The organism is Mycobacteroides saopaulense (assembly GCF_001456355.1).
Classification (GTDB): domain Bacteria; phylum Actinomycetota; class Actinomycetes; order Mycobacteriales; family Mycobacteriaceae; genus Mycobacterium; species Mycobacterium saopaulense.
Genome location: NZ_CP010271.1, coordinates 3,789,912 through 3,814,862 on the forward strand (window position 1 = coordinate 3,789,912; position 24,951 = coordinate 3,814,862).

General features: G+C 64.6%; 22 protein-coding genes, 2 tRNA genes and 1 pseudogene. 3 read left to right on the forward strand and 22 right to left on the reverse strand.

Annotated elements, in window-relative coordinates:
• Positions 1-5: 5 nt before the first annotated feature.
• The 20 genes from MYCSP_RS19055 to MYCSP_RS19150 all read right to left on the reverse strand — a co-directional run bounded on the left by MYCSP_RS19055 (position 6) and on the right by MYCSP_RS19150 (position 22,837).
• Positions 6-1,556: a flavin-containing monooxygenase gene (locus tag MYCSP_RS19055; protein ID WP_088414730.1), complete on the reverse strand. Its 1,551-nt coding sequence runs from the start codon at positions 1,554-1,556 to the stop codon at positions 6-8.
• On the reverse strand, positions 1,553-2,410 hold the full coding sequence (locus MYCSP_RS19060; protein ID WP_083014980.1) for an SDR family NAD(P)-dependent oxidoreductase: 858 nt from the start codon (positions 2,408-2,410) through the stop codon (positions 1,553-1,555). The genes MYCSP_RS19055 and MYCSP_RS19060 overlap by 4 nt, the downstream gene beginning before the upstream one ends.
• On the reverse strand, positions 2,407-3,408 hold the full coding sequence (locus MYCSP_RS19065; RefSeq protein ID WP_088414732.1) for an alpha/beta hydrolase: 1,002 nt from the start codon (positions 3,406-3,408) through the stop codon (positions 2,407-2,409). Before MYCSP_RS19065 ends, MYCSP_RS19060 begins: the two co-directional genes overlap by 4 nt.
• Before the next feature lie 101 nt (positions 3,409-3,509).
• Positions 3,510-4,859 (reverse strand): ABC1 kinase family protein, encoded by a 1,350-nt coding sequence (locus MYCSP_RS19070; RefSeq protein ID WP_162266267.1) that lies wholly within the window; start codon positions 4,857-4,859, stop codon positions 3,510-3,512.
• 73 nt (positions 4,860-4,932) lie between these two features.
• A complete protein-coding gene (locus MYCSP_RS19075; protein WP_162266383.1) occupies positions 4,933-6,213 on the reverse strand; it encodes a TetR/AcrR family transcriptional regulator in 1,281 nt (426 codons plus the stop codon).
• A 150-nt stretch (positions 6,214-6,363) separates the two neighbouring features.
• A complete protein-coding gene (locus MYCSP_RS19080) occupies positions 6,364-7,050 on the reverse strand; it encodes a response regulator transcription factor (protein ID WP_070909207.1) in 687 nt (228 codons plus the stop codon).
• Positions 7,047-8,357, reverse strand: a complete 1,311-nt coding sequence (locus tag MYCSP_RS19085) for a sensor histidine kinase (RefSeq protein ID WP_088414736.1) — start codon at positions 8,355-8,357, stop codon at positions 7,047-7,049. Before MYCSP_RS19085 ends, MYCSP_RS19080 begins: the two co-directional genes overlap by 4 nt.
• 150 nt (positions 8,358-8,507) lie before the next feature.
• Positions 8,508-9,278, reverse strand: a complete 771-nt coding sequence (locus tag MYCSP_RS19090; RefSeq protein ID WP_070909205.1) for a phosphoglyceromutase — start codon at positions 9,276-9,278, stop codon at positions 8,508-8,510.
• 64 nt (positions 9,279-9,342) lie between these two features.
• Complete coding sequence (locus tag MYCSP_RS19095) at positions 9,343-9,876, reverse strand: hypothetical protein (RefSeq protein ID WP_131822106.1); 534 nt, start codon at positions 9,874-9,876, stop codon at positions 9,343-9,345.
• Positions 9,877-9,930: 54 nt separating this feature from the next.
• On the reverse strand, positions 9,931-11,256 hold the full coding sequence (locus MYCSP_RS19100) for a phthiocerol/phthiodiolone dimycocerosyl transferase family protein (protein WP_088414738.1): 1,326 nt from the start codon (positions 11,254-11,256) through the stop codon (positions 9,931-9,933).
• Between the two features lie 100 nt (positions 11,257-11,356).
• Positions 11,357-12,904 (reverse strand): flavin-containing monooxygenase, encoded by a 1,548-nt coding sequence (locus MYCSP_RS19105; RefSeq protein ID WP_088414740.1) that lies wholly within the window; start codon positions 12,902-12,904, stop codon positions 11,357-11,359.
• On the reverse strand, positions 12,901-13,842 hold the full coding sequence (locus MYCSP_RS19110; protein WP_070909201.1) for a reductase: 942 nt from the start codon (positions 13,840-13,842) through the stop codon (positions 12,901-12,903). Before MYCSP_RS19110 ends, MYCSP_RS19105 begins: the two co-directional genes overlap by 4 nt.
• Before the next feature lie 12 nt (positions 13,843-13,854).
• A complete protein-coding gene (locus MYCSP_RS19115) occupies positions 13,855-15,876 on the reverse strand; it encodes an alpha/beta hydrolase fold domain-containing protein (RefSeq protein ID WP_088414742.1) in 2,022 nt (673 codons plus the stop codon).
• Positions 15,873-16,757 (reverse strand): SDR family NAD(P)-dependent oxidoreductase, encoded by an 885-nt coding sequence (locus MYCSP_RS19120; protein WP_088414744.1) that lies wholly within the window; start codon positions 16,755-16,757, stop codon positions 15,873-15,875. The genes MYCSP_RS19115 and MYCSP_RS19120 overlap by 4 nt, the downstream gene beginning before the upstream one ends.
• A gap of 147 nt (positions 16,758-16,904) precedes the next feature.
• Entirely contained in the window at positions 16,905-17,459 is a 555-nt protein-coding gene (locus tag MYCSP_RS19125) for a pyridoxamine 5'-phosphate oxidase family protein (protein ID WP_070909198.1), read from the reverse strand.
• 51 nt (positions 17,460-17,510) lie between these two features.
• Positions 17,511-19,085, reverse strand: coding sequence for an AMP-binding protein (locus MYCSP_RS19130; protein ID WP_083014957.1), 1,575 nt, complete (start codon positions 19,083-19,085; stop codon positions 17,511-17,513).
• A gap of 56 nt (positions 19,086-19,141) precedes the next feature.
• Complete coding sequence (locus MYCSP_RS19135) at positions 19,142-19,645, reverse strand: type III secretion system chaperone family protein (protein ID WP_088414746.1); 504 nt, start codon at positions 19,643-19,645, stop codon at positions 19,142-19,144.
• Positions 19,642-20,973, reverse strand: a complete 1,332-nt coding sequence (gene mshA, locus MYCSP_RS19140) for a D-inositol-3-phosphate glycosyltransferase (protein WP_088414748.1) — start codon at positions 20,971-20,973, stop codon at positions 19,642-19,644. The genes MYCSP_RS19135 and mshA overlap by 4 nt, the downstream gene beginning before the upstream one ends.
• A 64-nt stretch (positions 20,974-21,037) precedes the next feature.
• On the reverse strand, positions 21,038-21,499 hold the full coding sequence (locus MYCSP_RS19145; RefSeq protein WP_070909194.1) for an SRPBCC family protein: 462 nt from the start codon (positions 21,497-21,499) through the stop codon (positions 21,038-21,040).
• A gap of 99 nt (positions 21,500-21,598) precedes the next feature.
• The gene (locus MYCSP_RS19150) at positions 21,599-22,837 is read right to left on the reverse strand and encodes an ROK family transcriptional regulator (protein WP_070909193.1); all 1,239 of its coding nucleotides are present in this window, start codon (positions 22,835-22,837) and stop codon (positions 21,599-21,601) included.
• A 301-nt stretch (positions 22,838-23,138) separates the two neighbouring features.
• Between MYCSP_RS19150 and MYCSP_RS19155 the strand changes: the two genes are divergently transcribed.
• Complete coding sequence (locus tag MYCSP_RS19155; RefSeq protein WP_070909987.1) at positions 23,139-23,888, forward strand: SDR family NAD(P)-dependent oxidoreductase; 750 nt, start codon at positions 23,139-23,141, stop codon at positions 23,886-23,888.
• Between the two features lie 76 nt (positions 23,889-23,964).
• Here MYCSP_RS19155 and MYCSP_RS19165 read toward each other — a convergent pair.
• Positions 23,965-24,035, reverse strand: a tRNA-His gene (locus MYCSP_RS19165).
• Positions 24,036-24,059: 24 nt separating this feature from the next.
• Positions 24,060-24,131: transfer RNA gene (locus MYCSP_RS19170), tRNA-Gln, on the reverse strand.
• Between the two features lie 43 nt (positions 24,132-24,174).
• On the opposite strand from MYCSP_RS19170, the pseudogene MYCSP_RS19175 reads away from it, so the two are divergent.
• Together MYCSP_RS19175 and MYCSP_RS19180 are read left to right on the forward strand one after the other, a co-directional pair.
• Positions 24,175-24,492 (forward strand): annotated as a pseudogene (locus tag MYCSP_RS19175) (hypothetical protein); the annotation flags it as partial.
• Positions 24,489-24,941 carry a hypothetical protein gene (locus tag MYCSP_RS19180; protein WP_235629495.1) on the forward strand — a complete coding sequence of 151 codons (453 nt, stop codon included), beginning with the start codon at positions 24,489-24,491 and terminating at the stop codon, positions 24,939-24,941. The pseudogene MYCSP_RS19175 and the gene MYCSP_RS19180, both read left to right, overlap by 4 nt.
• Positions 24,942-24,951 lie beyond the last annotated feature (10 nt).

Consider the following 24,951-nt stretch of genomic DNA (forward strand, 5'->3'; position numbering starts at 1 on the left):
AAAATCTAGTTCGACCGGGCGGCAGCGGTTTCCGGCAAGGGGACAACGCTGCCGTCCGCCGGCAGCCGATCAAAGCGGAAGTCGTCCAGCGGAAACCGCTTGCTGGCTCGCGTCGACTGGTACGCCGTGGTGGGCCGCAGGAACGAGAAGTCGCCGTGGCGGTCGATGTAGTACGAGTTGGCGTTGACGCAGGCGCGGCCATGCATGAGCGTCGACTCGGCTTTGGGCGCGATGAACTCAAAGAATCTGTTATTGGCCTCTTCCGTCACCGCGAACGCCGTGGCCCCCCGCTTGCGCGCCTCGGTGATGACTCGCACCGCGATACGCGTGGCGTTCTCCACCATCACGTGCCAGGAGCTGCCGCTCCACGCGAATGGCCCAAAGACCATGAAGGTATTGGGCAACTGGGGCATCGTGACACCCTCGTAGGCTCGGGCACGATTGTTCTCGTAGTAGTCCGCAAGGTCGAAGCCGTTGCGCCCCTTGACAGGGCGCGCGCGATAGACCTCCGGGCTCTGCGACATCTCGAATCCCGTGGCAAGCACCAGCACATCGATATCGCGATGCACCCCGTCCCTGGTACGCACACCGGTTGGCGTGATCTCCGCGATCGGATCGGTGACCAGGTCGACGTGCGGCTCGGTGAAGGTCCGGTAGTAGATGTTCGACACGCTGGGGCGCTTGCATCCGAAGCCGTACTCCGGCGTCAGCTTCTTACGCAGTTCCCGATCACGTACCTGGCTGAACAGAAAGGCGCGACATGCCCAGTTGGGCACGAGGGTTATCGGGGCAATCTGCTTGCCATACACGGTGATCGCGACAAGGCCTACTTCCACTGCGGCCGCCGCGACGCCACGAATCAACGACTGCAAGCCCGGAACGTACTTCAGTGCCCACCGTGCGATACGCGGTATCGGGAAGTCGGGTTTGGCGAAGACCCAGATGGCACGGCGTTGGTACACATCCAGATGCGATGCGACTCGCGCCATTTGTGGAATGAGCTGAACCGAGGTGGCTCCGGTGCCGATCACGGCGATTCTCTTGCCCGCCAGATCGAAATCATGGTCCCAGTTCTGGGTCTGGATGACCTTGCCACCGAATGACTCCAGACCGGCGATATCGGGAACCTTGGGTTCGACGAAAGCGCCGACGGCGGTGATGACAAACCGGGACGTGATGAGGCGGCCGTCGGCCAGGGTCAGTCGCCACAGGTGGTTGTCCTCGTCCCAGACCCGCTCCATGACCTCGTGCCCCAGCCGGAGATGGTCGTTCAGGCGGTACTGATCCACCAGGCCGGCAATGTACTGCTGCACCTCGCGCCCCTTCGGGAAGGTGCGCGACCAGTTCGGGTTCTTCGCAAAGGAGAACTGGTAGACAATCCCCGGAACGTCCACTGCGACATCGGGGTAGTGGTTGTTGTACCAGGTACCACCGATCCCCGCCGAGCGCTCGAGGATGACGAAGTCGGTGAGACCAGCTCGCTTCAACCCGATGGCCGCCCCAAGTCCACCTATCCCCGCACCGATGATGACGGTTTCGTGCTCGGGCGCACTCATAGGGCAGCCCCGACCTGCCGGTCGATACGGCCGTCATACTCACTGCGGGCTAGACGATCCACGGGCCCAACCGTTCTGTCGGCGTTCACGACTCTTCGACCGAGCAGCCATAGCCACTCCGGGACCAAATGCTGCAGGCGAAGCGCCAGGACGGTGCCCCGTGGCGAACCCACCACCGCGGGCCTACGCCGTAAGGTTGCTACCGCATCGCGTGCCACCCATCCCGGCGGAATGATCCCCAGCTTCTCCCACCATTTGAACGGGATGCCGTCCACCAGTTGCGTGCGCACCGCCGACGGCATCACGGTCGAGATCGTCACGCCCGTGCCCACGAGCTCCTCGCGGGCGCTGCGCGCGAATCCGGTAGCGGCATGCTTCGAGGCGACATAACTCGCCAGACCGGGCGAGTGGATGGCACCGGCTGCCGACGTCACGTTGATGAAATGCCCTCTCCCCCGGGCGATCATCCGCGGCGCGAGCACCTGGAAAGAGATGTAGTGGCTCCAGAAATTGACCCGCATCGTCGCCTCGGCCACCCCACGAGGCTCTTCCAGCAGCGGGCCCACGGGCATGATTCCCGCGTTGTTCACCACGATGTCGATGGGACCGACGGACTCCTCGACTTCGGACACGACCCGCGCATACTCGTCGAGTTCGGTCACGTCCAGCACGAAACCTCGCGCTCCCGAACCGACCTCACGTGCGGCTTCGACGGCCGCATTGCCGTCTAGGTCGGCAATGACCACCCGAGCTCCCATCCGTGCGAGTCGGTGGGCGATGGAAAGTCCGATTCCCCGGGCTCCGCCCGTCACCAAGGCGACGGCGCCCTGCGTCTGAATCTCCGTGAACTTCATGCCGCCGGCTGCCCAACATGCGCCCGGATGAAGTCCGCGATCTCCCCAACGGCAGCCCTCGCATCCACGAGTACATCCGCGGCGACCTGAAAGACGTGCACCTGATTCCTCCATATCTGCAGTTCGACGGGCACCCCGGCCTCGGCCAGCCGGGCTGCAGCGAATTCGGCGTCGGGGCGCAGGATCTCGTCACTGCCCACCTGAAGAAGCGTCGGCGGTAGGCAGGCCAGAGTGGCGCGGTTGCCCTCCACGAAACTGTCCAGAACCGCGAGTTCTGCCGGGTCTGTCTCGGCGCAGAGCATGAGGCGTTCCATCGCGATCAACGCCGCCTCCGGGAACAGCGGGTCGTCGGATTGGGCGGCCAATACCAGCTTGCCGGCCGGGTCCCGTTGGACCAGAGGCGAAATGCACACCAGTGCGCCCGACGAACCGTAGCCACGACGCTGCGCGATCAGACTCGTGATCAGGGCAAGGAAGCCGCCGGCGGAATCCCCGGCGATCGCGATCTGCGAGGGTTGGTACCCCATGTCGATGAGCAACCGGAATCCGTCGAGGGCATCCTCAACGGCCGCCGAAACCGGGTGTCCCGGCAGCTTGCGATAGTTGACGGCAAGAGACGTGACACCGGCGGTCATGACGATGCGTGAGACCAGCCTGCGGTGTGAATTCAGGCCTCCGACGACGAACGCGCCGCCGTGCAGGTAGAGCACGGCGCCATGTGACGGGCCGTTGCCCGGCGACATGAGCTCTGCCTGACAGTGGGTGAGCCGCACGCGTCTGCGGCGCACTCCCCGAACGGGTCTGAGTACGACGGCCACAAGATCCACGACTCGATACGGCCATGGCAAATGTGGATACCGCGCCCATAGCGCAATCACCGGATAGGCGACGAGGCGGATCGCGACCCGCCCCAATCGCAGCAGAACCGTCAGCGACCCTCGCTCGGAGCGGGTGAGTTCCACACGCTCCTGATGCAGCGGCACCACATTGGCCGTCATCGGCGCTCCTCGGTGATCTCGAGCACGGGCAGTTGTTTAACAGACTGACATGCCATTCACAAAAATACAAGACGGCATTCCCGAGCACACCGAGTGTGCTGTTATCGCTGTTGAGCCCAGCTTTCTACGTCCGCACCCATAGCGGTCGCGGTCTCGGCCAGGCCGAGATACTCGCGCGCAATCGCCGACCAGGGTGCCTCGGCACCGAGCTTGCCGAGCAATGCGGCCACGCACATCTCCGTGCGCCGCGCCATCGCGTGCGTCTCCACCAAGCGCTGGTTCCGAATGCCTTCATAGAACTTGGAGGAGGGCAGCACGGCGTCGGCGACCGAACGCCTGGCGATATCCGGGGTCATCCGCACGCTTCCGTCCGCCAGATGCCAGCTACTGACCGCGCGGATGTATTCGGTGGCGGCGCTGCGCTCCATGGCGTCTGGATCTGCCAGGAATCCTGCCGCCACGGCGAGTTCGAATGCCGCGTCGTCATCTCCGGAGAGCAACGCACGAAACACCTTGCGCTGCACCTCCGCATCCTCGGGGTCCATATCCATGCACAGCCCGAAGTCGACGAAACCGACCCGACCGTCGGGAAGCAGCATGATGTTGCCGGGATGAGGATCGGCGCAGAAGAAGCCAGTTCGGTACATCTCCCCGCAATAGAAGCGGTAGATCGCCTCCCCCACCCGGTCGCGTACCGGCTGGTCCTGGCCGGCCAGCGCGTCGAAGGGCACACCGTCGAGGTACTCGGTGACCAGGACGTGTTCGGTACACAGTTCTGAAATCGGTTCCGGAATGCGGAAGGCCGGATGCCCCCGGAACACACCGAAGATCCGCTGGTGATGCGCCAACTCGGTGCGATAATCCACTTCCTTGATCATCTGCCGCTGCACCTCCGCGACGATGGCCTGAGTATTGCTGGCCGGCATCTTCTTCGCCGCCAGCCTGGTGACCAGCTGCAGATTCTTCAGATCCGCGCGAACCTTGGACGCGATGTCTGGGTACTGGATCTTGACCGCGACCATCCGCCCGTCGTCCAAACGGCCCCGGTACACCTGTCCGATCGAGGCCGAGGCGATGGCACCGGCATCGATGCTGACAATCCGGGCCCTCAGGTCGCCCAGCTCGCGCTCCAACGAGGCATGCATCGTCTCGTCGGGAACCCTTGGGGCATTGTCGAATAGGGGTGCCAGCCGTGCGGTGAACTCATCCCTGGCCGATGCGGACGTGATGCCCACGTCCACGACCGACAACAGCTGCCCCAGCTTCTGCGCGGCACCCTTCATCGAGCCTGCGACGGCAACCAGATCGTCGGCGAACCGCAGAATATCGGCGTCCCGCCGCGCGGCCACATCCGCGGAGATCGGCTTTATCGCCGTTGTTATCGCCGAACGTACGGCGTGACCGGCGACAACCTTTCCCAGCGCTGCCGCCCTCTTGGCGCGCAGCGGCACACCCGCTCGAGTTGCGTTGACCTCGTTGTCAACTGGTTCGCCGATGGGAGTACTCCTTCGTTCCCGCGCTGATCTAGGACGCTGGGTTCAGACCATAGAGCAAAAACTGCGTGATGGCTCGGGCGTACTCGTCGATGCTGTCCGTCCGCCCGTCGTCATCGACGATCAGCGTGACGCCGCCGACCAGCAAGGACACAAAGGCCTGGCCCAGGAACTCGGTATCGATCGACGGGTCGATCCTGTCGGCACCGATCATCGAATACACGGTCTGCTCACTGCGCACCGACGCGAAGCGGAAGAACTGAATAATCGACTGCAACGCCTCCGGATCCACCCCGGCAGCCTCTGTGCACACGAAGATCAGCGCCGGCAACCGGGCGGCCACCGCCTCCAGCGCGTTTCGGAATCCTTGCGCAAGAGCGTGTTCGATGGCCTGAGGCGCATCGAGACGGCCGACTGGTCGAGACAGGACCGGTTCCATCGCCGAGAATTCGCGGACCATCAACGCATCGAGTAGGTCGCGCTTGTTCTGGTAGTAGTTGTAGAACGTGCCATGGCTGACACCGAGCCGCTCGACGATCTCATTCACGCCGACGGCGTGATAGCCGTCGGACAGGAAGCAATCGAGCGCGGCGTCGAGAAGTTCGTTACGACGGTCGGCGGCAACCGGCACCGGAACATGCATGGAGTCAACGATTTCCACCGCGGCGCTGTCCGCGCCGGAGTGCGCGATGACGCCGTCGCGCAAAATGCCCTTCTCCGCGATCAGCGAGGCTGTACTCACGAAACGCTCTCGGGTACTGGGATTGTCGTGCCGACTCTGGGCCAGCAGAAAGCCGGGCAGCACCAACGACGGCAAGAGTCTGCCCAACAGGGCCTGGTTCTGCGCGTCCCCCACCAGCCAACCTGCCCGGCGGCCGCTGTCCAAACCTCGCTGCACGTACGAGTCGAGCATCGACTGAATGCCGACGACTCGCTGCTTGAGTTCCTTGTCGGCGGCGGCCGACTGGACGGTCAGCAGCTTCAGCAGCGCGGGCTCCTGGTCCACCAGCGCATAGAGGCGGCGGCCGCCCTCCATGATGATGTCGTTTCGTTCTTCGATACCGGCCGTCCCACCGACGACATCGAGAAAATCGTCGAGCGCCAGCGTGTCGACGAGCCGCTCCACGCCGTAGTCGAAAACCAGATCCAAAACCTCGCGCTTGCTGTCCACGTATCGGTAGACGGTGCCCTGCCCCATACCCGCCCGGTTGGCGATGTCGGACATGCTGGTCTGTTCGTAGCCGTTTTCGGTGAATGCCGCGAAGGCCGCGTCGACGATCTGCTGACGCCGTTTGTCGGCCAATCCGGACACCGGGGGCCGTCCTCGACGAGGGGGCTCCTGCGCCACTAGCTGCTCCATCGACGTTTCTGACCGAACGGACCGGACACGCCCGCGGATGCGCGCGTTTCACATTGCCGTCCGAGTGTAAACGCCCGCGCTAGCGCACCTGTGCGATCGGACTCAGCCTTCCAGTTTGTAACCGAGGCCGCGCACCGTGACCAGGTGCACCGGGTTGGCGGGATCGGACTCGATCTTGGACCGCAACCGCTTGACGTGCACATCGAGGGTCTTGGTGTCACCCACGTAGTCAGCACCCCAGACCCGGTCGATCAACTGGCCGCGGGTCAGCACCCGTCCACTGTTGCGGATCAAGTATTCGAGGAGGTCGAACTCCTTGAGCGGCAGGGTGATCGCCTCCCCGTTCACCGATACCGTGTGCCGGTCCACATCCATGCGCACCGGCCCGGCCTCCAGCACTCCGTCACCGGCGGCAGTCTCTTCGGAATCCGAGCCGCGGCGCAACACCGCGCGGATGCGGGCGATGAGCTCACGTGCCGAGTACGGCTTGGTCACGTAGTCGTCGGCACCCAGCTCCAGACCGACGACCTTGTCGATCTCGCTGTCGCGTGCGGTCACCATGATCACCGGAACGCTGGACTTGGCGCGCAGCTGCTTACAGACGTCGGTACCGCTCATACCGGGCAGCATGAGGTCCAACAGCACGATGTCGGCGCCCGCGCGCTCGAACTCGGCGAGCGCCGAGGGGCCATCGTTCACGATGGTCGCCTCGAAACCCTCCTTACGCAGCAGGAAGGCCAGCGGATCGGCCAGCGAGTCTTCGTCCTCAACAATCAAGACACTGGTCATCGACGTACATGTTCCTCTCGTGTAGTCGCTTTGTGCTCTTCGCGTAAGCGGCTGGGGGGTACTTGCGGTGGGACTTGGTTGGCCGCTTCTTTGCGGTGTGCGGTGTGGTCGGCCGGCGAGTCTGCATCGGTGCCGTCATCGACATCGACATCGGCGTCGTCTTCGTACACGGGCAGGGATAGCGTGAAAGTCGACCCGGTGCCCGGCTGGCTCCACAGCTTGATGACGCCATTGTGGTTGGCCGCCACGTGCTTGACGATCGCCAGTCCCAGCCCGGTGCCGCCGGTGTCACGAGAGCGCGCCTTGTCTACCCGGAAAAACCGCTCGAAGACGCGCTCCTGATGTTCTTTGGCGATCCCGATGCCGCGATCGGTGACCGCGATCTCGATCGTGTCGCCGCGACGGCGGCGGCTGATCGACACCGGCGATCCCTGCGGGGAGTACGCGATCGCGTTGGCCACCAGATTGCTGATCGCGGTGATGAGCAACGTGGGGTCGCCGCGTACCTCGAAACCGCTGGGCGCGTCGGTGGTGACCGCGATATCGGCGTTCTCCGCGGCCACCTTGGACCGGGTCAGCGCCTCGGATACCACGAAATCGACGTCCACGACCTCCAGGTCGGGCAGCTTTTCGGCGCCCTGCAGCCGTGAGAGCGCGATGAGTTCGGTGACCATGTTGCCCAGGCGGCGCGACTCCGCAAGCACCTGCTCGCCGAAATGTCGCACCGTCTCGGGGTCGTCGGAGGATTCCAGCAGCGCCTCGGCGAGCACACCCATCGCACCGACGGGGGTCTTGAGTTCATGGCTTACGTTGGCCACGAAATCGCGGCGGGTGGCCTCCATGCGGACGTGCTCGGAGTCGTCGTCGACGTAGATGACCACCCAGCGCGTGTCGGCGTCGGACAGCCGGCGCACGTGCCCGCGCAGAGAGAACCCCACACGGCCCGGTGCCTTCGGCTTGGTGGTCAGGTCCACTTCTACGTCCTCACCGGAGACCAGGGTCCGTTGCGCGGCGTTCCACGCCTGCTCGTCGAGCTGACGGTCGCGCACCAAGCCGAGTTCTCGCGCGCGGGCGTTGACCAAGACCACATCCTGATGCTTGTCGACGACCACGATTCCGGTCGGTGAAATGGCGACGATGCGCTCCAACATCTGCGAGACGGTCAGGCCGCTCTGGGCTACCTGCGAGCCCTTCCGGGTGTTTCCGTGGGCCGATGGGCGACGCGCGTACCACACGCCCAGCGCCGCGCCCACAGCAAGCGCCGCGAGCGCAGCGGTCGCGACGAGAAGGGCCGATGCGGCGGTCACGCGAAAAGCGTACGCATTCGGTGAACGTCACCCCAGCAGCGTGCGGCCAAATGCCGAGCAAGTCACATATTCCGGCACAGGTGTTAGGCGTGAGTTCACCGAATATTCGCCGATTGGCGATCTTCCGGTGGCGCCAGGCTCACAGTGGGGTTATTTCGCACCCTGGTTGGCTACTGCCGCCGCTCCCGCGGCGGCAGCCTCCGGGTCCAGGTAGACCCCCCCGGCGGTGATCGGCTTGAGGTTCTCGTCGAGGTCGTACCGCAACGGAATGCCGGTGGGGATGTTGAGGCCGACGATCTCCTCGTCGGAGATGCCGTCGAGGTACTTCACCAGGGCACGCAGCGAATTGCCATGAGCGGCAACGAGAACTGTCTTGCCCGCGCGCAGTTCGGGAACAATGGCCTCTTCGTAGTACGGCACGAACCGAGCCACCACGTCGGCCAGACATTCGGTGAGCGGTCCCCCGTCGATATCGGCGTAGCGAGGATCCTGATCCTGGCTGTAGTGGCTGCCCCGCTCGATGGGCGGCGGCGGAGTGTCATAGCTGCGGCGCCAGGCCATGAATTGGTCCTCGCCGTACTTGGCCTTGGTTTCCGCCTTATCCAGCCCCTGCAGCGCGCCGTAGTGACGCTCGTTGAGGCGCCAGTCCCGCACCACCGGGATCCACAGCCGGTCGGCCGTGTCGAGGGCCAGGTGCGCGGTGTTGATGGCGCGACGCAGCAGCGACGTAAAGAGAATATCCGGCAGGAGCCCCTGCTGAGCGAGCAACTCACCGCCCCGCTGTGCCTCTGACCTGCCCTTTTCGGTCAGGTCGACGTCAACCCAGCCGGTGAACAGGTTTTTGGCGTTCCACTGGCTCTCGCCGTGGCGCAGCAGGATCAGGGTGGCCCCGTTTGTCTGACTGGAGGTCTCGCCGCTCATGGGCGCCAGTCTCTCACGTGCATACCCCGGCGCACCCGACGTCCCACCGCCCGGTGGCCCGCCCTCACCCCAGTCCCCGGTTCGCCTCGGCGCTCCGCAGGTCCTGGACCACAACGCGTGCATGCGTGACGAGTTCGTCCACGGAGTATCGGCACGCGACAGGATCACGCACCACGCCCACATCGACGCGCAGGACGTTGAGCGCGTTAGCGAGGTGCAGGGCCACCACCGCGCCCGACCACCGGGCCGTCGGCGGCCTCGGAACCTGCATCGCCGCGGCCAGCGTAATCACCTTCCGCGCGGCCGGGTCGTCGACGAGTGTGGGCGCCCGTGCTGCGGACAGTTCCTGGGCGACCATGTCCAAAAGGGCCTCTTCGGCGATGGCCGCTTCGAAGAACTGGATGTGCTGGATGTAGACCACGTCGTCGCCTGACATATGCGCGCCGGTTGCGAAGAACGCGGCCGTGACCGCCCGGGCAGACAGGCCCGCGGTCACCACGCTGCCGATCGCAGCCGCCGCGATGTCGAGAACCTCGACATCATCGGTGAATCCCATCTGCTCGCGACCCCAACCAGATGTGTCGAAAAGTGACCTCATTGCGGTACCTCCTACCGTCGCGGAGACCTTTGGCCGTGGAATTTCTCGGTTAGGTCAATCGAAAACCGTTGCGGGAATCAACTTCTCGATCTCGAACTGCAGTATCTGCTCAATCCTTCGGACGGCACCGCCGCCGGCGGTCAGTTTGGTGAAATCGATACTCAGGCGACCGTTGTAGCTGGTCACGAAGTAGATGCGACCCTCGACCATCGCCAGGCCCCGTGTCGCGATGAACGCGCTGACGGCGTGAAGTTCCACACCGCAACGAAAATCGTTGATGTCGACACCGTCCGGAGTGGTGAACTCCGAGACGCGACCCCAGTTGGTGATCTGGATGGCGGTGAAGGTCGGGACCAGGCCCCCCGCCGGAACCAGCAGGAAGTACCGCCTGGCCAGAGCTAGCGCCCGGCGCACGTCACCGCTGCGGACGAACACAGTCTGATGGATGCGGGTGGTTTCCAGCCCATCGCGAATGTCCGCGATCACTTGGCGGGCAAGGTCGAGCACGTCGCTGCGGCGGTCGACGTCCAGAATCATCTCGGCGATGCCCAGCACATTGGTGCCGCCCGTGGGAGCGACCGGCGGATCGATCCGTCCGCGTAAGTTGACAAAGGACGAAATTGCCACGGACAGTCGATCTTTACCCGACATTTCCCGTTCGGCGAGCGCCAATGCCGCGCTGACGAGCCCGTTTAGGGTGATCCCGTGTGTGCGTCCGATCTCAAGCAGCCGGTCGGTCTGCTCCACCGATAGGTGAATGCGCGCTCGCTCGGCGCGACGTGGACGCAATGCGGACCAGATCGATTCGGGCCCCCGGTATGCAGGACGCAGATCCATCACCTGTCTGGATGCCGATTCTGCATAGCCACGCGCGCGCAGCAGCGTCTCCGAACTCGCCGGAATCGGATGTCCAGCCACGAGCTGCCGCCCGCGGTTACCGGACGTTCGCATCCGCTCGGTGTAGAGCGTCCAGAAGTCGTGGAAATATGCCAGGGCGGCATCGGCATCGGCGATGGCATGGTGCAGAAGCAACGTCACACGGAATTTGTCGCCGGACCGACACACCCGCAGCGAGCAGACCTGCCCGATGGGCAATGCCGACTTACCGGCCATCGGATAGTCCTCGATGTCGGCGGCACCGACATCGAGGAACACAGCCGCTGGGCGGCGACGAGGCGCGAATCGCAGTTCGAACCCGCGCCGTGACATGTGGATCCTGCCGCCCAGCAGGGGGTACTTGTCGACCAGACCGGCGAGTGCATCCTCAAGTGCGGTCTCGTTCAGCACTCCCGTGCCGTAGCAGTGCTGGGCCACGGTGGCGCCCGAGACGACGAACACTGACTCCGAAGGCGCCAAAACGCGCGGCGGCAGCTCGGGCATGAAGCTCCTTTGGGCGATAGACCACACATCGAGTACACAGTTATCGGTACCAAGAGTACGTGATACTACATGTACTAGATAGGCGGTTCACCGCCTTCGGCTACCCCGCGACCGCCCGCACCGCCTCTGCCCGCCCCTCAAATGCGTAGTCGTGCAGCGGAAAGGTTCGCGACGAACGCCGCGCCGCTTGCGTGGACATCGGCCGGATGTAGGCGGACTCACCGTTGTGGTCGAAGTAGTAGCTGTTGGCGGTGGCGCAGTTGCCGACTTGAAACAGCGAGGTGGCATACCGGCCGCGGACCTGTTCGGTCCAGTCCGCCGCGGCCTGCCGGCGCACTTCGACATCGGTCGCACCCAGGCGCTGCGCCTCCGCGATGACCCGGCCGATATGCGCACCCGCGGTGTCCACCACGCTGTGCCAGGTGCCACCGGTCCACCCATAGTGTCCAAAGACCTGGAAATAGTTGGGCAACCCGGGGATGGAAATGCCGTGATAGCTCTGCGGCAGTTGATGCGCGTAGAAATCACCGAGGTCAAACCCATCGCGTCCGGTCACCGGGGTATCCCGGTAGATCTGCGGGTCGTAGAACAGGCGGAATCCCGTCGCGAGCACCAGCACATCGATATCGCGCTGCACTCCACCGCGCGTGCGGATTCCGGTCGGGGTGATGGTCTCGATCGGATCGGTGATGAGGTCGACATTGTCCCGATTGAAGGTCTGCAGGTACGAGCTGGAGACCGCCGGACGTTTGCACCCGAAGTCGTAGTCGGGAGTCAGCTTGGCACGAAGCTCCTTGTCCGGCACCGCCATCCGGTAGGTCACGTTGCGCAGGAAGCCCGATACCGCTTGCGGGATGACCTTGACGTTCGCGTAGTACATGACGCCGTACACCAGCACCCCGGCGTAGACGAGTTCCAACCCTTCCTGCAGGAGCCGCTGCGCGAAGGGCACTCGCCGGAAGAAGGTCTTGACCGCGCCCGGTGTAGTGGGGTCGAACTTGGGAAATATCCAGATCGGGGTGCGCTGGTAAACATCGAGATGGCCTACTTCACCGGCGATCTCGGGAATGATCTGAACCGCGCTGGCCCCGGTCCCGATGATCGCGACACGCTTACCCGACAGGTCGGCGCTCTGATCCCAGGACGCCGATTTCAAGACGGTGCCCGTGAAATCGGCGAGCCCCGGCAGCTCGGCCGGCTTGGGTTCGGGAAACGGTCCGGCCGCCACCACGACAAACCGTGCCGTCACGTCCCTGCCGTTCACCTTCATGCGCCAGAGGTCGGCAGAGTCGTCCCAATGCCTTTCCCCCACTTCGCTGTTGAAACGAATGAGCCCCCGCACACCGAAATCGTCGGCCAGTCGCTCGACGTACGCCAGCACCTCGGGCCCCTTGGCGTAGAACCGGGACCAGTCGGGATTGCACGCATCTCTGAACTGATAGGCCTGGGCCGGAACATCCACCCCGATGCCGGGGTACACATTGTCGCGCCAGGTTCCCCCGACACCCGCGGCCCGTTCGAAGATGGTGATATCGGTGACCCCGGCCCGCAGCAGATCCCGGGCCACACCGATACCGGACAAGCCTGCCCCGATGATCACCACCTGGTGATCGGGTCCCCGCGTGGGCTTGCGCCGTCGCGCGCTCATGCCGTTGCCTCGTAGGTGAGTTCCTTGGCCCAGGACGGCTGCGTGGCCAGCCGCTTGCGCGGGTAGTAATCCGACAGCCGCACCATGGAATTGGCCAACACATGGTAGGGCCGATGGAATCGGTTCTCCGGGTTGGTGATCAATTTGGCCCCACCCTTGAGCACCTGATACACCAACAGCCGCTTGCCGTCGCCGCGGTCACCGACGGTGATGAATCGCTGCATCGCGTCGTACAGGCGCTGTTCCCGCAGACCCATGCCGATCAGATTGCCCTTGATCCGATTGATGAGCGGGATGCCGGTACCCAACCCCAGCAGCAGACCGAGCAAGAGCGACGGGTTGACCACCGTCGCCACGTTCTCGATGACAACCCGGCGCAGATTGCCGTGACCCATCATGTCCAGGACGTGGAAATCGACCGCCAGATGCCGTGATTCGTCGGAGTTGATATGCCGGAACGCTTGGTGACACACCGGGTCCTCGACCTCTTCCAGCAGGAACTTCAGCAGCGCTCCGTCCAGGGCCACCTCCAGCAGCGGAATCACGGTACCCAGCACCGTCAATGAGAGGCCATCGGAGTATTTGTCCAACCACTCGATGGCCAACCGCACGTTGATGTTCGGTTCGGGGATCTCGTCCTTTTCCAGCATGCCCCACCGGCGCATCAGCGCCAGCTCGGCATTGGCGTGCTTTTGTTCCTCAGCATGGAAGTACCGATAGATCTCGGCGAGTGTGGGGTCCGGGGCCTTCTTGGCCAGGGCGGCGAACCCGCGCGCACCGATGTTCTCGATCCACACCAGGTCGGCCATGAAGCTCTTGAGCTTGGGCCACAGCTCCGGGGATATCGTCTCGGCGCCGGGGGCATCCCAGTCGACATCGGCCAGCGCCCACTGCTTGTCCTTGATGGTCTGCAGGGTGTCTTCCAGTACGAGGGCCATTGTTCTTCCTCCTTATGCGGACTGCGCCGCGGTGAGCTCTGCTTGCGTGGCGAATGTCGACGTGATGAAGCGGGCGGCCTCGTCCACCGCGGCAGTGGCCTCGGGGCTGAATCTCGGGAGTGCCTGGAACACGTGGATCTGCCCGGGCCACACCTGCAATGCGCAACTGCCGCCGGCGCGCGTGATCATCAGCTCGAGGTGCTCGGCGTCGGCGACCATCATCTCCCGTCCACCCACCTGAATCAGTGTGGGCGGCACCGCGGTTCCCGGCGCCAGCGAGACACGTAATCGCGGATCGTCCTCCGGCAGTCCCTCCGTGTACTTGTCCACCAGCCGCCGGGCCGCCGCGGCGGAGATGATCGGATCCGGGGCATCTCGTTCGCGTTCGGCAGACAACCCCAGCGTCAGGTCGGCAAGCGGCGAGAACAGCACCATGGCACCGGGCTGTGGCACACCCAGCCGATGGTTCTCGGCGATGAGATCGATCGCGAGATGCCCGCCCGCCGAATCACCGGCGATGACAATATCTTTGGCTACATGCCCCTGGTCCAGAAGCCATTGGTACGCGACACGGACATCGTCGGCAGCCGCGGGGAAGGGGTGCTCCGGCGCGAGTCGATAGTCGAGGCTGAAGGCGGGCATCCCGGTGGCGTCGGACAGCCTGGCCACCAGCCTGCGATGTGTCCGTGGTGAACACACCACGTATCCGCTGCCATGGATATAGAAGAGAATGGGGCCGCCGGAACCACTGTTGGGGGTGTACACCCACTCGCCGCGTAGACCCGGCGCGCTCACCTGGGTGGTGCGCACGTCCGAGGGCATCGGGCTTCCGAGCGCCATCGTCCCGGCGACCACGCGACGCGCCAGGCGGACACCAAACGTGTTGAGACGCACACGGTTGAACACCGGTCGCAAACCCATGGCAGTGAGTGCGGCGGCAAGGTGGGCACGCCGGGAGGCGGGTCGCACGCTCGCGGAAATACCGGGACGCACCACACCTGCGACCCGTGCCGCGACTCGGTTCACCCGGCTGCCCACCTGCCGCACCGCCTCCCGCCCGGGCTGCTGGGCAGGCGGGTCGGCCAGGAACAGGTTGGGGAAGCCCGCGACCGAGACATCGGAGGACGCCGGCAGCAGGCGGCCATCGACTCCGGTCACCGGAATCTGTGACGCTCCCGCGTCATCGGGCGCCGCCGCGAAAACGATGACATCGCAATGGTGTTCGATACCCTCGGCGCTGCGGATGCCCTGGGGGCTGAAACGTGCGATGGGCCAGGTGATGAGTTTGCAGTTCGGAGCCTGCAGCGCGGTGTAAAACTGTTCGGCGATCACCACGTTGGGGCGCCCCGTCAACGGCAGCGGGGTGAGCTGACGGCGCGTCCACGGGTCCTCCACGTGCTGACGCAGATTGTTGCGTGCCAGCAGTTCCAAGATGCCGCCGCGTTGCGGCCTGCGCCCTGCGAACCAGGCCTGCCGGGTCGCATCGCGAACAACCGGCACGCTCTCCAACAGCCGCCCGATTCTCCCGCTGCGGCGCGCCAGCACCCAATCGGGCGAACTCTGAAAGAGCTTGACGGAAGCGGCTTCCAGCACGATATCGGGAAGCAGGGTAGCTGCGGCGGCGCCGTTGCCGACCACAGCTACCCGCTTACCGGCCAGGTCAACGTCCCTGAACTCCTGGCCACGCACGACAGTCCCGGTATAGGCCTCGATACCGGGAACCGTCGGATCTGCTTCTGCCCCAGAGCCGGTGGCCAGCACCACCGATCTGACCGACAAATCCTCTCCCCCCGCGACGGTGATCTCCCACCGCTGCTCGACATCATCGAATGTCAGAGCCGCAGCCTCGTGCCCGAAGCGCAGGTGCTTGGCGAGGCCGAACAACCGGATGGTGTCGTCTCGCCAGGTCCCGGCCGCCGCGGGTGCACGGTCGAGCACCACGAAGTTGTGCACACCGGACTGTTTGAGCGCGGCGGCAACACTCAGCCCGGTGAAACCCGCCCCGACGATCGCGACATCCGTGTGCGTCGTCACCGCACGTCCGCTCCGAGAAGTTCCCTGGCATCGACCGGGGCGGGCATCAGCCGACCGATCAGGCCGGCACCCCATCGATAGGGATTTGGAGTGTGCCGTTTGAGATGCCACACCAGCTTGGCATCGAGCTGCGGGACGACATAGAACCGGCCGCGGTCATGGGCATCGAGGGTGCCTCGCGCGATCCGCTCCGGCGAGACGCCGGTGTACTTCATCACCGAGGCAGCCAGGCCGCTGGCCGAACCGCTGATGCGGCCGTCGTTGACGATGTTGGTCTTGACGAACGTCGGGCACAGCACCGTGACCTTCACGCCCGTGCCGCTCAACTCGGCGGCCAGCGTTTCCGATAGCGCCAGCACGCCAGCCTTGCTGACGTTGTACGCCGCCATGAAGGGGGCGGCGGCAAAACTCGCCGCCGAGGCGACGTTGATGATCCCGCCGAAACGTTGTTCACGCAGCCGTGGAGTGAAGACCTGGCAGCCGTAGATGACACCCCACAAGTTGATGGCCAGGGTGCTCTCCCAATCGGACATCGACATCGCGCCGACCGGCAGCCCACCAGTGCCGATCCCGGCATTGTTGATCACCAGGTCCGCGGGCTGGCGCAGCCAGCTCTCGGAGACCTCGGCGAGCTCGCTGACCTGCTCGTACGAAGTCACGTCGCAGGTCACGGCGCGGGCCTTGCCGCCTCCGATGATGTCGACGGTCTCCTGCGCCCGGGCCAGATCGATGTCAGCGCACACGACTCGACCGCCGCGAGCGGCCAGCGTCTGGGCGAAGGCCCGGCCGATGCCGCTGCCCGCACCGGTCACCACCGCACTCGCCCCGAGACTGATCTTCGGACGTCGGCGCGGGTAGGCTCCCGCGTCGGGTGCCGTCATTGGCATCACCCTTCGCTTGTCGCTTACGCATGACACGCAAACGTAAACCAAGGGTGTGACACGCCTGAGCGCTTTGTCAAGGGTGTGGCGAGATCAATGTCGGGTTAGTCGTCCCACACGACGGCCTCGTCCCGCGCGGCCCCGGGGCTATCGGATCGCGGGAAGACCGTCGATCGACGTGCCGTTCTTCTCCAGCGCGTTCTCGAAGGTGAGTTTTTCCGGCGGGGCCTTCTCCACGTGCTTTTCGTACACATCGCGATGCCCCACGAAGTCCATCAACGGGACCGAATACCCACACGAGTCGGCCACCCGTGTGACATCGACCAAAATGATTGAACGAGTGCCCTTTTCCAGGGTCTTGGAAAAGTTGTTCCGCAATTTCGGATACTCGGCTTCGTTGAACTGCACGACGCGTGCCCGGCCGTGCAGCCGGATGATGCGGCAGCGTTTGTCGAATGAGCAAAACATCAGCACGATGCGCCCGTTGTCGCGCACGTGCGCGATCGTTTCCGCGCCACTACCGAAGTAATCCAGGTAGCCCACCTGCTTCGGCCCCAGCACTGCGAACGTTCCGGCCATACCCTTCGGAGAGACGTTGACGTGCCCGTCCGGGCCGCTCGGTGCGGTACCCACGAAGAACACCGGCTGCTCGGTCAGCCAGTGAGCAAGCTTGTCGTCGATCTCCTCGTACACATGCCCCATGCGATCCAGCGTGCCACTACGGTACGACAAGCCGCCACCGATTTCCGGGTGTCAGATACGTGCGCGCAGGTCCTTGCGCAGAATCTTGCCCGCCGCACTCTTGGGAATCGCGTCGATGAACTCCACCTGTCGAATTCGCTTGTGCGGCGCCACCTTCTGTTCGACAAAGGTCATCACCGCCTCGTCGGTGAGGTCCTGATCGGTGCGCACCACGAAGGCCTTGGGGATCTCGCCACTGGACGGGTCGGGCACCCCGATGACGGCGACGTCGCCGATGCCGGGGTGGGTCAGCAGCAGCGCCTCCAACTCGGCGGGCGGCACCTGGTAGCCCTTGTACTTGATGAGCTCCTTGAGCCGGTCGACGATCGTCACCACCCCGTCGGCACGCACCACCGCGATGTCGCCGGTGTGCAGGAAACCGTCGGGCTCGATCGTCGCGGCGGTGGCCTCTTCGTTGCCGAGGTACCCGGCCATCACATTGGGTCCGCGCACCAGCAGCTCCCCGGGCGCACTCTCGCCCTCGGCAGGAATCTCGATCTCCACACCCGTCTCGGTGTCGATGATCTTGTTCTCGGAGTTAGGGACCGGGATACCCACCGAGTTCAGCGGGATATCCGGACGGCCCGGCGGGATGAGATGACTGACGGGACTCAGCTCGGTCATGCCATACCCCTGGCTGACACGGCAATTGAGGCGTTCGGCAACCGCGTTACCCAGCTGCTCGTCGAGCGGGGCGGCGCCCGAGAACACCGACCGCAGGCAGGAGACGTCGTACTTGTCGACATCGGGGTGCTTGGCCAGCACCACAGCCACCGGAGGGGCCACGAAGACGTGGTCCACCCGGTAGTTGGCGATGGAACCCAGGAAGGTGTCGAGTTCGAACCGCGGCAGGATCACCAACTCGGCGCCCAGCTTGAGCTGGACGTTCAGCAGCACGACCAGCCCGTAGATATGGAAGAACGGGAGAACGGCCAGCACCCGGTCGCCGCGTTCAACGCCATAGAGATGCTTGGCCTGAGCGATGTTGGCGACCAGGTTGTGATGGGTGAGCATGACCCCCTTGGCCTTGCCGGTGGTTCCCGAGGAATACGGAAGTACCGCCAAATGCGTTGCCGGGTCAAAGGTTACCGCAGGCGGCGCAAGGTCGGACCGGACAATATCGGCCAGCGACAGCCGTCCTTCCACGGGGTCGATGGTGATCACGTTGGCAGCATCGAGCCCGGCGATCTCGGCGGCCTCCAGGGCACGCGACAGCAGCGGCGAGACCGTGAAGACGAGCTGCGCCTTGGAGTCGATGAGCTGCTTGGCGAGTTCCTCGGCGGTGTACAGCACGTTGACTGTGCTCGCTGTGCCTCCCGCCCGCAGAATGCCGTGCAGCACAACTGCGAAGGTCGAGCAGTTGGGCAGGAATACCGCCGCGACGTCACCCAGGCCGAATCCGCGCTCGGCCAGGCCCGCCGCCGTCGCGTCGACCTGAGCGCGCAGCTCGCCGAATGTGGTCTGCGCGCCGGAGAGCCCGTCGATCAGCGCGAGGCGACTGTCGTCTCCGCCGGTATCACCGAACACGTACTCATAGACAGAGCACTCGGGAATGGACACATCGGGAAGCGGGCTTCGAAACGTCACGACCGACAGTCTTGCACGCCGCGTCTAATCCCCAACCGAGTTCCCCGGCAGGCCGGTCACTCCTCGATGAGGTGCTCGAATGCCTCCAGATTCTTCAGCGACTCTCCCCGCGAGGTTCGCCAGGCCCATTCCTTCTGGATAGACGTCTTGAATCCCAACTCCAACAGGACATTGAAGTCGTTGTCGACGGCCTCCAGCACCTGTCCGAGCAACCTGTCGACCTCATCGGGAGTGATCGCGGGCAGCGGCAGGCGACCCACCAGGTAGATGTCGCCCATGTTGTCGATCGTGTACGCGACCGCATACAACCGGCGATTGCGCTTGAGCAGGTACCGGTAGACGCCCTCGGTGTTCTCATCGGGCCGGCGACACACGAACACCTCGACGCGCACGGCGTGCTCACCCGGACTGAGCATCGTGGTGATCTTCTGTTTACGCTCGCCGGGGAGCTCCACGATCAGCGCAGGCTTGCCGTCGGGCCCGTGATGCTCGCTGAAGACGATCTCTCGCTCCACGAGCGTCCTCACGATGACGGCGTAGGCCCGCTCGGCGGTCGTCATCGACGCAGCCCCGAGAGCCTACGCGGCCGGAATCGCGAACGGGGCGCCCGCTGCGCCGAAGGGCGTTGCGGTGCACGGTAATCGGAAATAGCTCGGCTATAGCTCGCTAGCAACGAGTCGGCGGTGCTGGACCACGAGAATCCCTCGGCATGTTCGACGGCGGCACCGCTGAGATCAGACCCCGTGCGCGCCAACAAATTCCCGATGGCGCCTGCCCAGTCCTCGGTGCGATGCGACGGAACCAGCAAGCCGGTGCGCTGATCGGCCACCGCGACGGGCAGACCACCCACCGCAGCCGCCACCACGGGGGTACCGCAGGCCTGCGCCTCGATGGCCACTAACCCGAAAGACTCCGAATGACTAGGTACCGCAACGATATCGGCCGCCCGATATACCTGCGCCAGCCTTTGTCGTGACTGTGGCGGCAGGAAGGTGACCCGATCGGCGATCCCCAGCTCCACCGCAAGATCCTGCAGCGCCGTCGGCTCGTCGAGACCGCTGCCGGACGGCCCGCCCACGATCAGCACGCGAACCCCGGGCAGCCGCTCGGCGGCGCGGACCAACAGATCGGGCGCCTTCAGCGGCTGGATACGTCCCACGAATGCGACCACCTGCTCATCGACGCGCAGGCCGAATTCGGCACGGGCAGCGGCCTTGTCGCCCGGCGTGAACACATCCAGATCCACGCCGGGATGCACGATATCGATACGCGCGGGGTCGGCATTGTGTATCGAAACCAACTGCTCGGCTTCGTCTTTGGTGTTGACAATGAGCCGGTCCGCCTCGTCCACCACCTGCTGTTCACCCACGGCGCGCAGCGCAGGCTCCGGGCGATCCCCCGCGGCAAGGGTCTGGTTCTTGACCGCGGCCAGGGTGTGCGCGGTGTGCACCAGCGGCACGCCCCAGCGGTCGCGGGCCAACCAGCCCGCCTGACCGGAAAGCCAGTAGTGCGAGTGAACCAGGTTGTAGTAGCCGGGCTCGTGGACCGCCTCGGCGCGCAGCACTCCCGCGGTGAATGCGCACAACTGCGTCGGCAGGTCGTATTTGTCCAGACCCTCGAATGGGCCGGCGACGATGTTGCGCACCGTCACCCCGTCGGCGACGGCCACCACCGGCTCATCCGACGAGGAGGTAGCACGGGTGAAGATGTCCACGGCGACGCCCCGGCGGGCCAGCTGAAGGGCTGTTTGCAGCACGTAGACATTCATGCCGCCGGCGTCCCCGGTACCCGGCTGGGCCAGCGGCGAGGTGTGTACGGATAGGACGGCGATGCGGCGCGGCTTCAGCGCCGCAACCGCCCGGCGCGCGAACTCATCGCCACTAAGCACACAGCCATCTTGTCACTTGCACACAGACTGTCGACCGGCAGCACCGCTACCAGCGGTTTGGGCGTCAGCGTGAGGCGACTTTCTGGCGGTATCCCTCCTCGAGGATCTTGCGCAGCTTCTCGTCCGAATGGGTGATGGCCAGGGAGATGAACGGCGAGATGACCTTGCCCAGCGCGCGGCCGGCAAGCCCGCCGGGCAGCCGGTAGTCGATGTTGATCTCCAGCTGGGTCTCGTCATCGGAAATGGGCCGGAAACGACATTCGATCTGGTTGTCGATCCCTGAGCGCGACTCGGTGGTGAACAGGACGTCGGGATCCCATCCGGTCACCTCGATCGTCGACCGGAGTGTGGCGCCGAGGTTGATCGCGATGTCGTACTTGGCACCCAACCCCCGCGACACGTCATTGACGAAATGGACGTGCTCGATCCCGAACATCCAGTCGGCCAAATGGTGCGCATCACTGATGTAGTCGAAGGCATATGCCATGGGCACCTTCGCGGAGGACACGTGATGGATGTGCGTCATATGCACATCCCTATCACTTCCGCGTTCGCCGAGTGTGAAACCACTGCGAGAAAATCGGCGAAACCCCGCAATGGATTCACGCTCGACGCACCGGGAACCCTAGGCCAGGGCGGAAGCCTCATTACGCCGGGCGGACGCCCGCCGCATGGCACCCAAGGGATCGGCAAACAGCCCACCCAGCGAGACCACACCCGCACCGGCCTCCTGTACACGGTTGCCGAATGCCGTCACCCGGATATCGCGCTTGGACAACGTCGACCGGTCCAGGAACGCGGTCTCGACATCGTTCATCACCTCGGGGTACTCGGTGAAGGCCTGCCCACCGACGATCACCTCGTCGGGGTTGAGGATGTCCCGCAGCAGCGCCACCGACTGGCCCAGCACCCGACCGCGTTCGGAAAGCAGTTGGCGTGCCGACTCATTGCCACCGCGCGCGGCCTTGTACACCGCGCTCACCGAAACGCCGTCCCCGGCAGGAACAATGCGCAGCTTGCGCGCCGCGGCCAGCACCGCCTCATCGCTGACGGTTGTCTCCAACTTGCCGGTGCCGCCGAGCAATTCGGAATCGACTGGCAGCGCCGCAATGGTTCCCGGGCCACTGGAGGGGCTGTGCACCCGTCCGTCGATAGCGAGAGCGAAACCGACTGTTTCACGGGCATATACGTACAGGCTCGTCAGGGATCGAGCCGCGAAGCGGCGCAGACCCAGCAGCAGCTCGGCACCCGCCATCGCGTCCACGTGCGAGGCCACCGATACCGGCAGGCCGAGGGTATCGGCGAAGACCCGGCCCACCGGAGCCTCGGTCCACCCCAGACGCGGGTGATCGACCGTCCCGGCCGGGCCGTCGACCACACCACCGGTGGCAACTCCGACCCACAAGGGACGACGACGGTGCCACCGGGCGAGATAGCGCTGGGCGCTCCCGGCGAGCGAAGCCAGAGCGGCCCCCTGCGGGCCGTTTGGCGTGGGGGTTTCCACCACATCGAGGGTGCGGCCGAACAGGTCGGTCGCCACGATGCTGGTGGCGCGGGCACCGATGTGGATGCCCAGGGTCAGGAAGGGCTCGTGGTTGAGCTCCACCGGCACTCGCGGGCGGCCGATGGCGCCCGAGACGGCCAGATCGGCTCGTTCACGCAGCAGTCCCGCGTCCAACAGGGCCGTCACCTGTCGGTTAACGGTGGCAATAGAAAGGCCTGTGACCTGGGCAATCGCATCGCGAGCCACGGGTCCGCGCACACGTGCGGCGCGAAATACCGAAGAGGCGGCGCTATCGCCGATGTACAGGGCGGGGGGATGAATCTGGTGGCGAGAAACAGGTCGGCGAACCGGAGCAGTCATGAGATGGGTCCTTTGGCGGAGGTACAGCCTCAGAATAGGGCTGAAACGAGGGCTTTTGGTGTTGTGAACTGGGGCGATACCACGCCCGATACGTCAGGAAGACGTGCAGAAATTAGGCGCAGCGACAGACGCAGCGACAACACAGCTCGCGAGCCAGCGGCAGCCGAGAACCAATACCCGCGATCACGAAAGTGACCCGGGGTTCGGCGGCACGCTTGTTGGACACAGGCGAAATTTAGCATCCCTACGAGGCAATGTCCTAGCAGCGGCCTAATGCCGCTGCCTGACTACAGTGGCGACCATGACCAATCCCTCGTTCGACGGCCGGGTCGCGGTTGTTACCGGCGCCAGCTCTGGAATCGGTGCAGCCACCGCTAAATCCCTTGCAGCCCTTGGGTTTCATGTGGTGGTTGCGGCACGGCGCGAAGACCGCGTCAGGGCCCTGGCCGACGAAATCGGGGGCACCCCGGTTGTGCTCGATGTCACCGACGCCGATTCGGTTGCGGCCCTTGCGCAGAGCCTGGATCGGGTGGATGTGCTGATCAACAACGCCGGCGGGGCCTGGGGCCTGGAGCCGGTGTTGGAGGCGGATCTGGAGCACTGGCGCTGGATGTGGGAGACCAACGTGGTGGGCACCCTGCAGGTGACCCGCGCGCTGCTGCCCAAGCTGATTGCTTCGGGCGACGGGCTCATCGTCACCGTCACCTCCATCGCCGCCCTCGACGTGTACGACGGCGGCAGCGGATACACCTCCGCCAAGCACGCCCAGGCGGCATTGCACCGCACCCTGCGCGGTGAGCTTCTCGGTAAGCCCGTGCGGCTCACCGAGGTCGCGCCCGGTGCGGTGGAGACCGAGTTCTCGGTGGTTCGTTTTGACGGCGACCAAGATCGCGCGGATGCCGTGTACCGCGGCATCACACCGCTGATCGCCGAGGACGTCGCCGAGATCATCGCGTTTGTCGCCTCGCGGCCCGCCCACGTCAACTTGGACCAGATCGTCGTCAAACCGCGAGATCAGGCATCGTCCACCCGCCGGGCGACGCGGGATTGAGCCTCCGGCAGGAATCGAACCGGCACCGCGGTAGGTAGTAACTCGCCGCTCTGTCCGTTGAGCTACAAGGGCTTTGGGCGACCGAAGGGAGTTGAACCCTTGACTGCGGAGTCACAGACCGCCGTGTTTCCACTACACCACGGTCGCCATGGCCGAGTCGGCGGTCTTCCGCTGCCCCGCCAGGACTCGAACCTGAACTCCCGGATTCAAAGTCCGGTGGGCTACCGATTACCCCACAAGGCACTGTTGGCGCGCACGCTCCCCGAGCAGGATTCGAACCTGCAGTCCGGTCGCATTCCAGAGCGACTACACCAGTCTGAAGGCAGACGGCACGCCAGCGCGCCCGGACAAATTCAAGAATCCCGACTGGTGGGCTGCGGTAGGTACTTTCAGCTATCAGACCAGCGGAGTAGCCACCCCGAACGGGAACGGAACCTACAGCGTGAACTCTCAAACCAGCATCTACGACTATTACAACTTCGAAACCACGGACGAACATCCGTGGCCCCAGGCATCTGATCTGAACAAGATGCACCGCGCAGGCTGGGCGCAGAACTTCGATACCACCGGCACCTCCGGCTTCCACACGAGTACCTGGCCATGACCACACGGCTCAATACCCGCACCCAGTTACTGGCCGCGGTAACCGCGCTCGCAGTCCTGTCTGGCTGCACACCAGGAGGGGGCCAGACCGACAGTGACCCCGGCATCGTCGGCGATCTCAAAATCGAGATCCCCAAATCCGCCACAAACATCGTCGGACATACCGATAGCGGCGTTGATTTCCTCATACCCAACGACCAGTGGCGTGACTACGCAACGAAATACTATCCCGGAAAGACACTTTCAGAGCGCCCCTCAAAGGAAGTAGACGGCAGCGTGCCTGCGATGTGCATTCCCGCATTCCGCGCAGGAACCAAACTGTCACACTGGATCGCCGGTGAAAATATCCAATCCCGCGACAACAGGCTCGAGTACCGCTTTATCAGCGTGACGCCAGACTGCGAACCTGGCAAAGCATTCGTGCAATGGCGCCTCTCCGATCCCGAATGAGGCCGTTCGG

Coding starts and splice junctions, on each gene's coding strand:
- MYCSP_RS19055 (WP_088414730.1), bottom strand. CDS start 1,556: ATGAGTGCGCCCGAGCACGAAACCGTCATCATCGGTGCGGGGATAGGT.
- MYCSP_RS19060 (WP_083014980.1), bottom strand. CDS start 2,410: ATGAAGTTCACGGAGATTCAGACGCAGGGCGCCGTCGCCTTGGTGACG.
- MYCSP_RS19065 (WP_088414732.1), bottom strand. CDS start 3,408: ATGACGGCCAATGTGGTGCCGCTGCATCAGGAGCGTGTGGAACTCACC.
- MYCSP_RS19080 (WP_070909207.1), bottom strand. CDS start 7,050: ATGACCAGTGTCTTGATTGTTGAGGACGAAGACTCGCTGGCCGATCCG.
- MYCSP_RS19090 (WP_070909205.1), bottom strand. CDS start 9,278: ATGAGCGGCGAGACCTCCAGTCAGACAAACGGGGCCACCCTGATCCTG.
- MYCSP_RS19095 (WP_131822106.1), bottom strand. CDS start 9,876: ATGAGGTCACTTTTCGACACATCTGGTTGGGGTCGCGAGCAGATGGGA.
- MYCSP_RS19100 (WP_088414738.1), bottom strand. CDS start 11,256: ATGCCCGAGCTGCCGCCGCGCGTTTTGGCGCCTTCGGAGTCAGTGTTC.
- MYCSP_RS19105 (WP_088414740.1), bottom strand. CDS start 12,904: ATGAGCGCGCGACGGCGCAAGCCCACGCGGGGACCCGATCACCAGGTG.
- MYCSP_RS19110 (WP_070909201.1), bottom strand. CDS start 13,842: ATGGCCCTCGTACTGGAAGACACCCTGCAGACCATCAAGGACAAGCAG.
- MYCSP_RS19120 (WP_088414744.1), bottom strand. CDS start 16,757: ATGACGGCACCCGACGCGGGAGCCTACCCGCGCCGACGTCCGAAGATC.
- MYCSP_RS19125 (WP_070909198.1), bottom strand. CDS start 17,459: ATGGGGCATGTGTACGAGGAGATCGACGACAAGCTTGCTCACTGGCTG.
- MYCSP_RS19135 (WP_088414746.1), bottom strand. CDS start 19,645: ATGACGACCGCCGAGCGGGCCTACGCCGTCATCGTGAGGACGCTCGTG.
- MYCSP_RS19145 (WP_070909194.1), bottom strand. CDS start 21,499: ATGACGCACATCCATCACGTGTCCTCCGCGAAGGTGCCCATGGCATAT.
- MYCSP_RS19150 (WP_070909193.1), bottom strand. CDS start 22,837: ATGACTGCTCCGGTTCGCCGACCTGTTTCTCGCCACCAGATTCATCCC.
- MYCSP_RS19155 (WP_070909987.1), top strand. CDS start 23,139: ATGACCAATCCCTCGTTCGACGGCCGGGTCGCGGTTGTTACCGGCGCC.
- MYCSP_RS19180 (WP_235629495.1), top strand. CDS start 24,489: ATGACCACACGGCTCAATACCCGCACCCAGTTACTGGCCGCGGTAACC.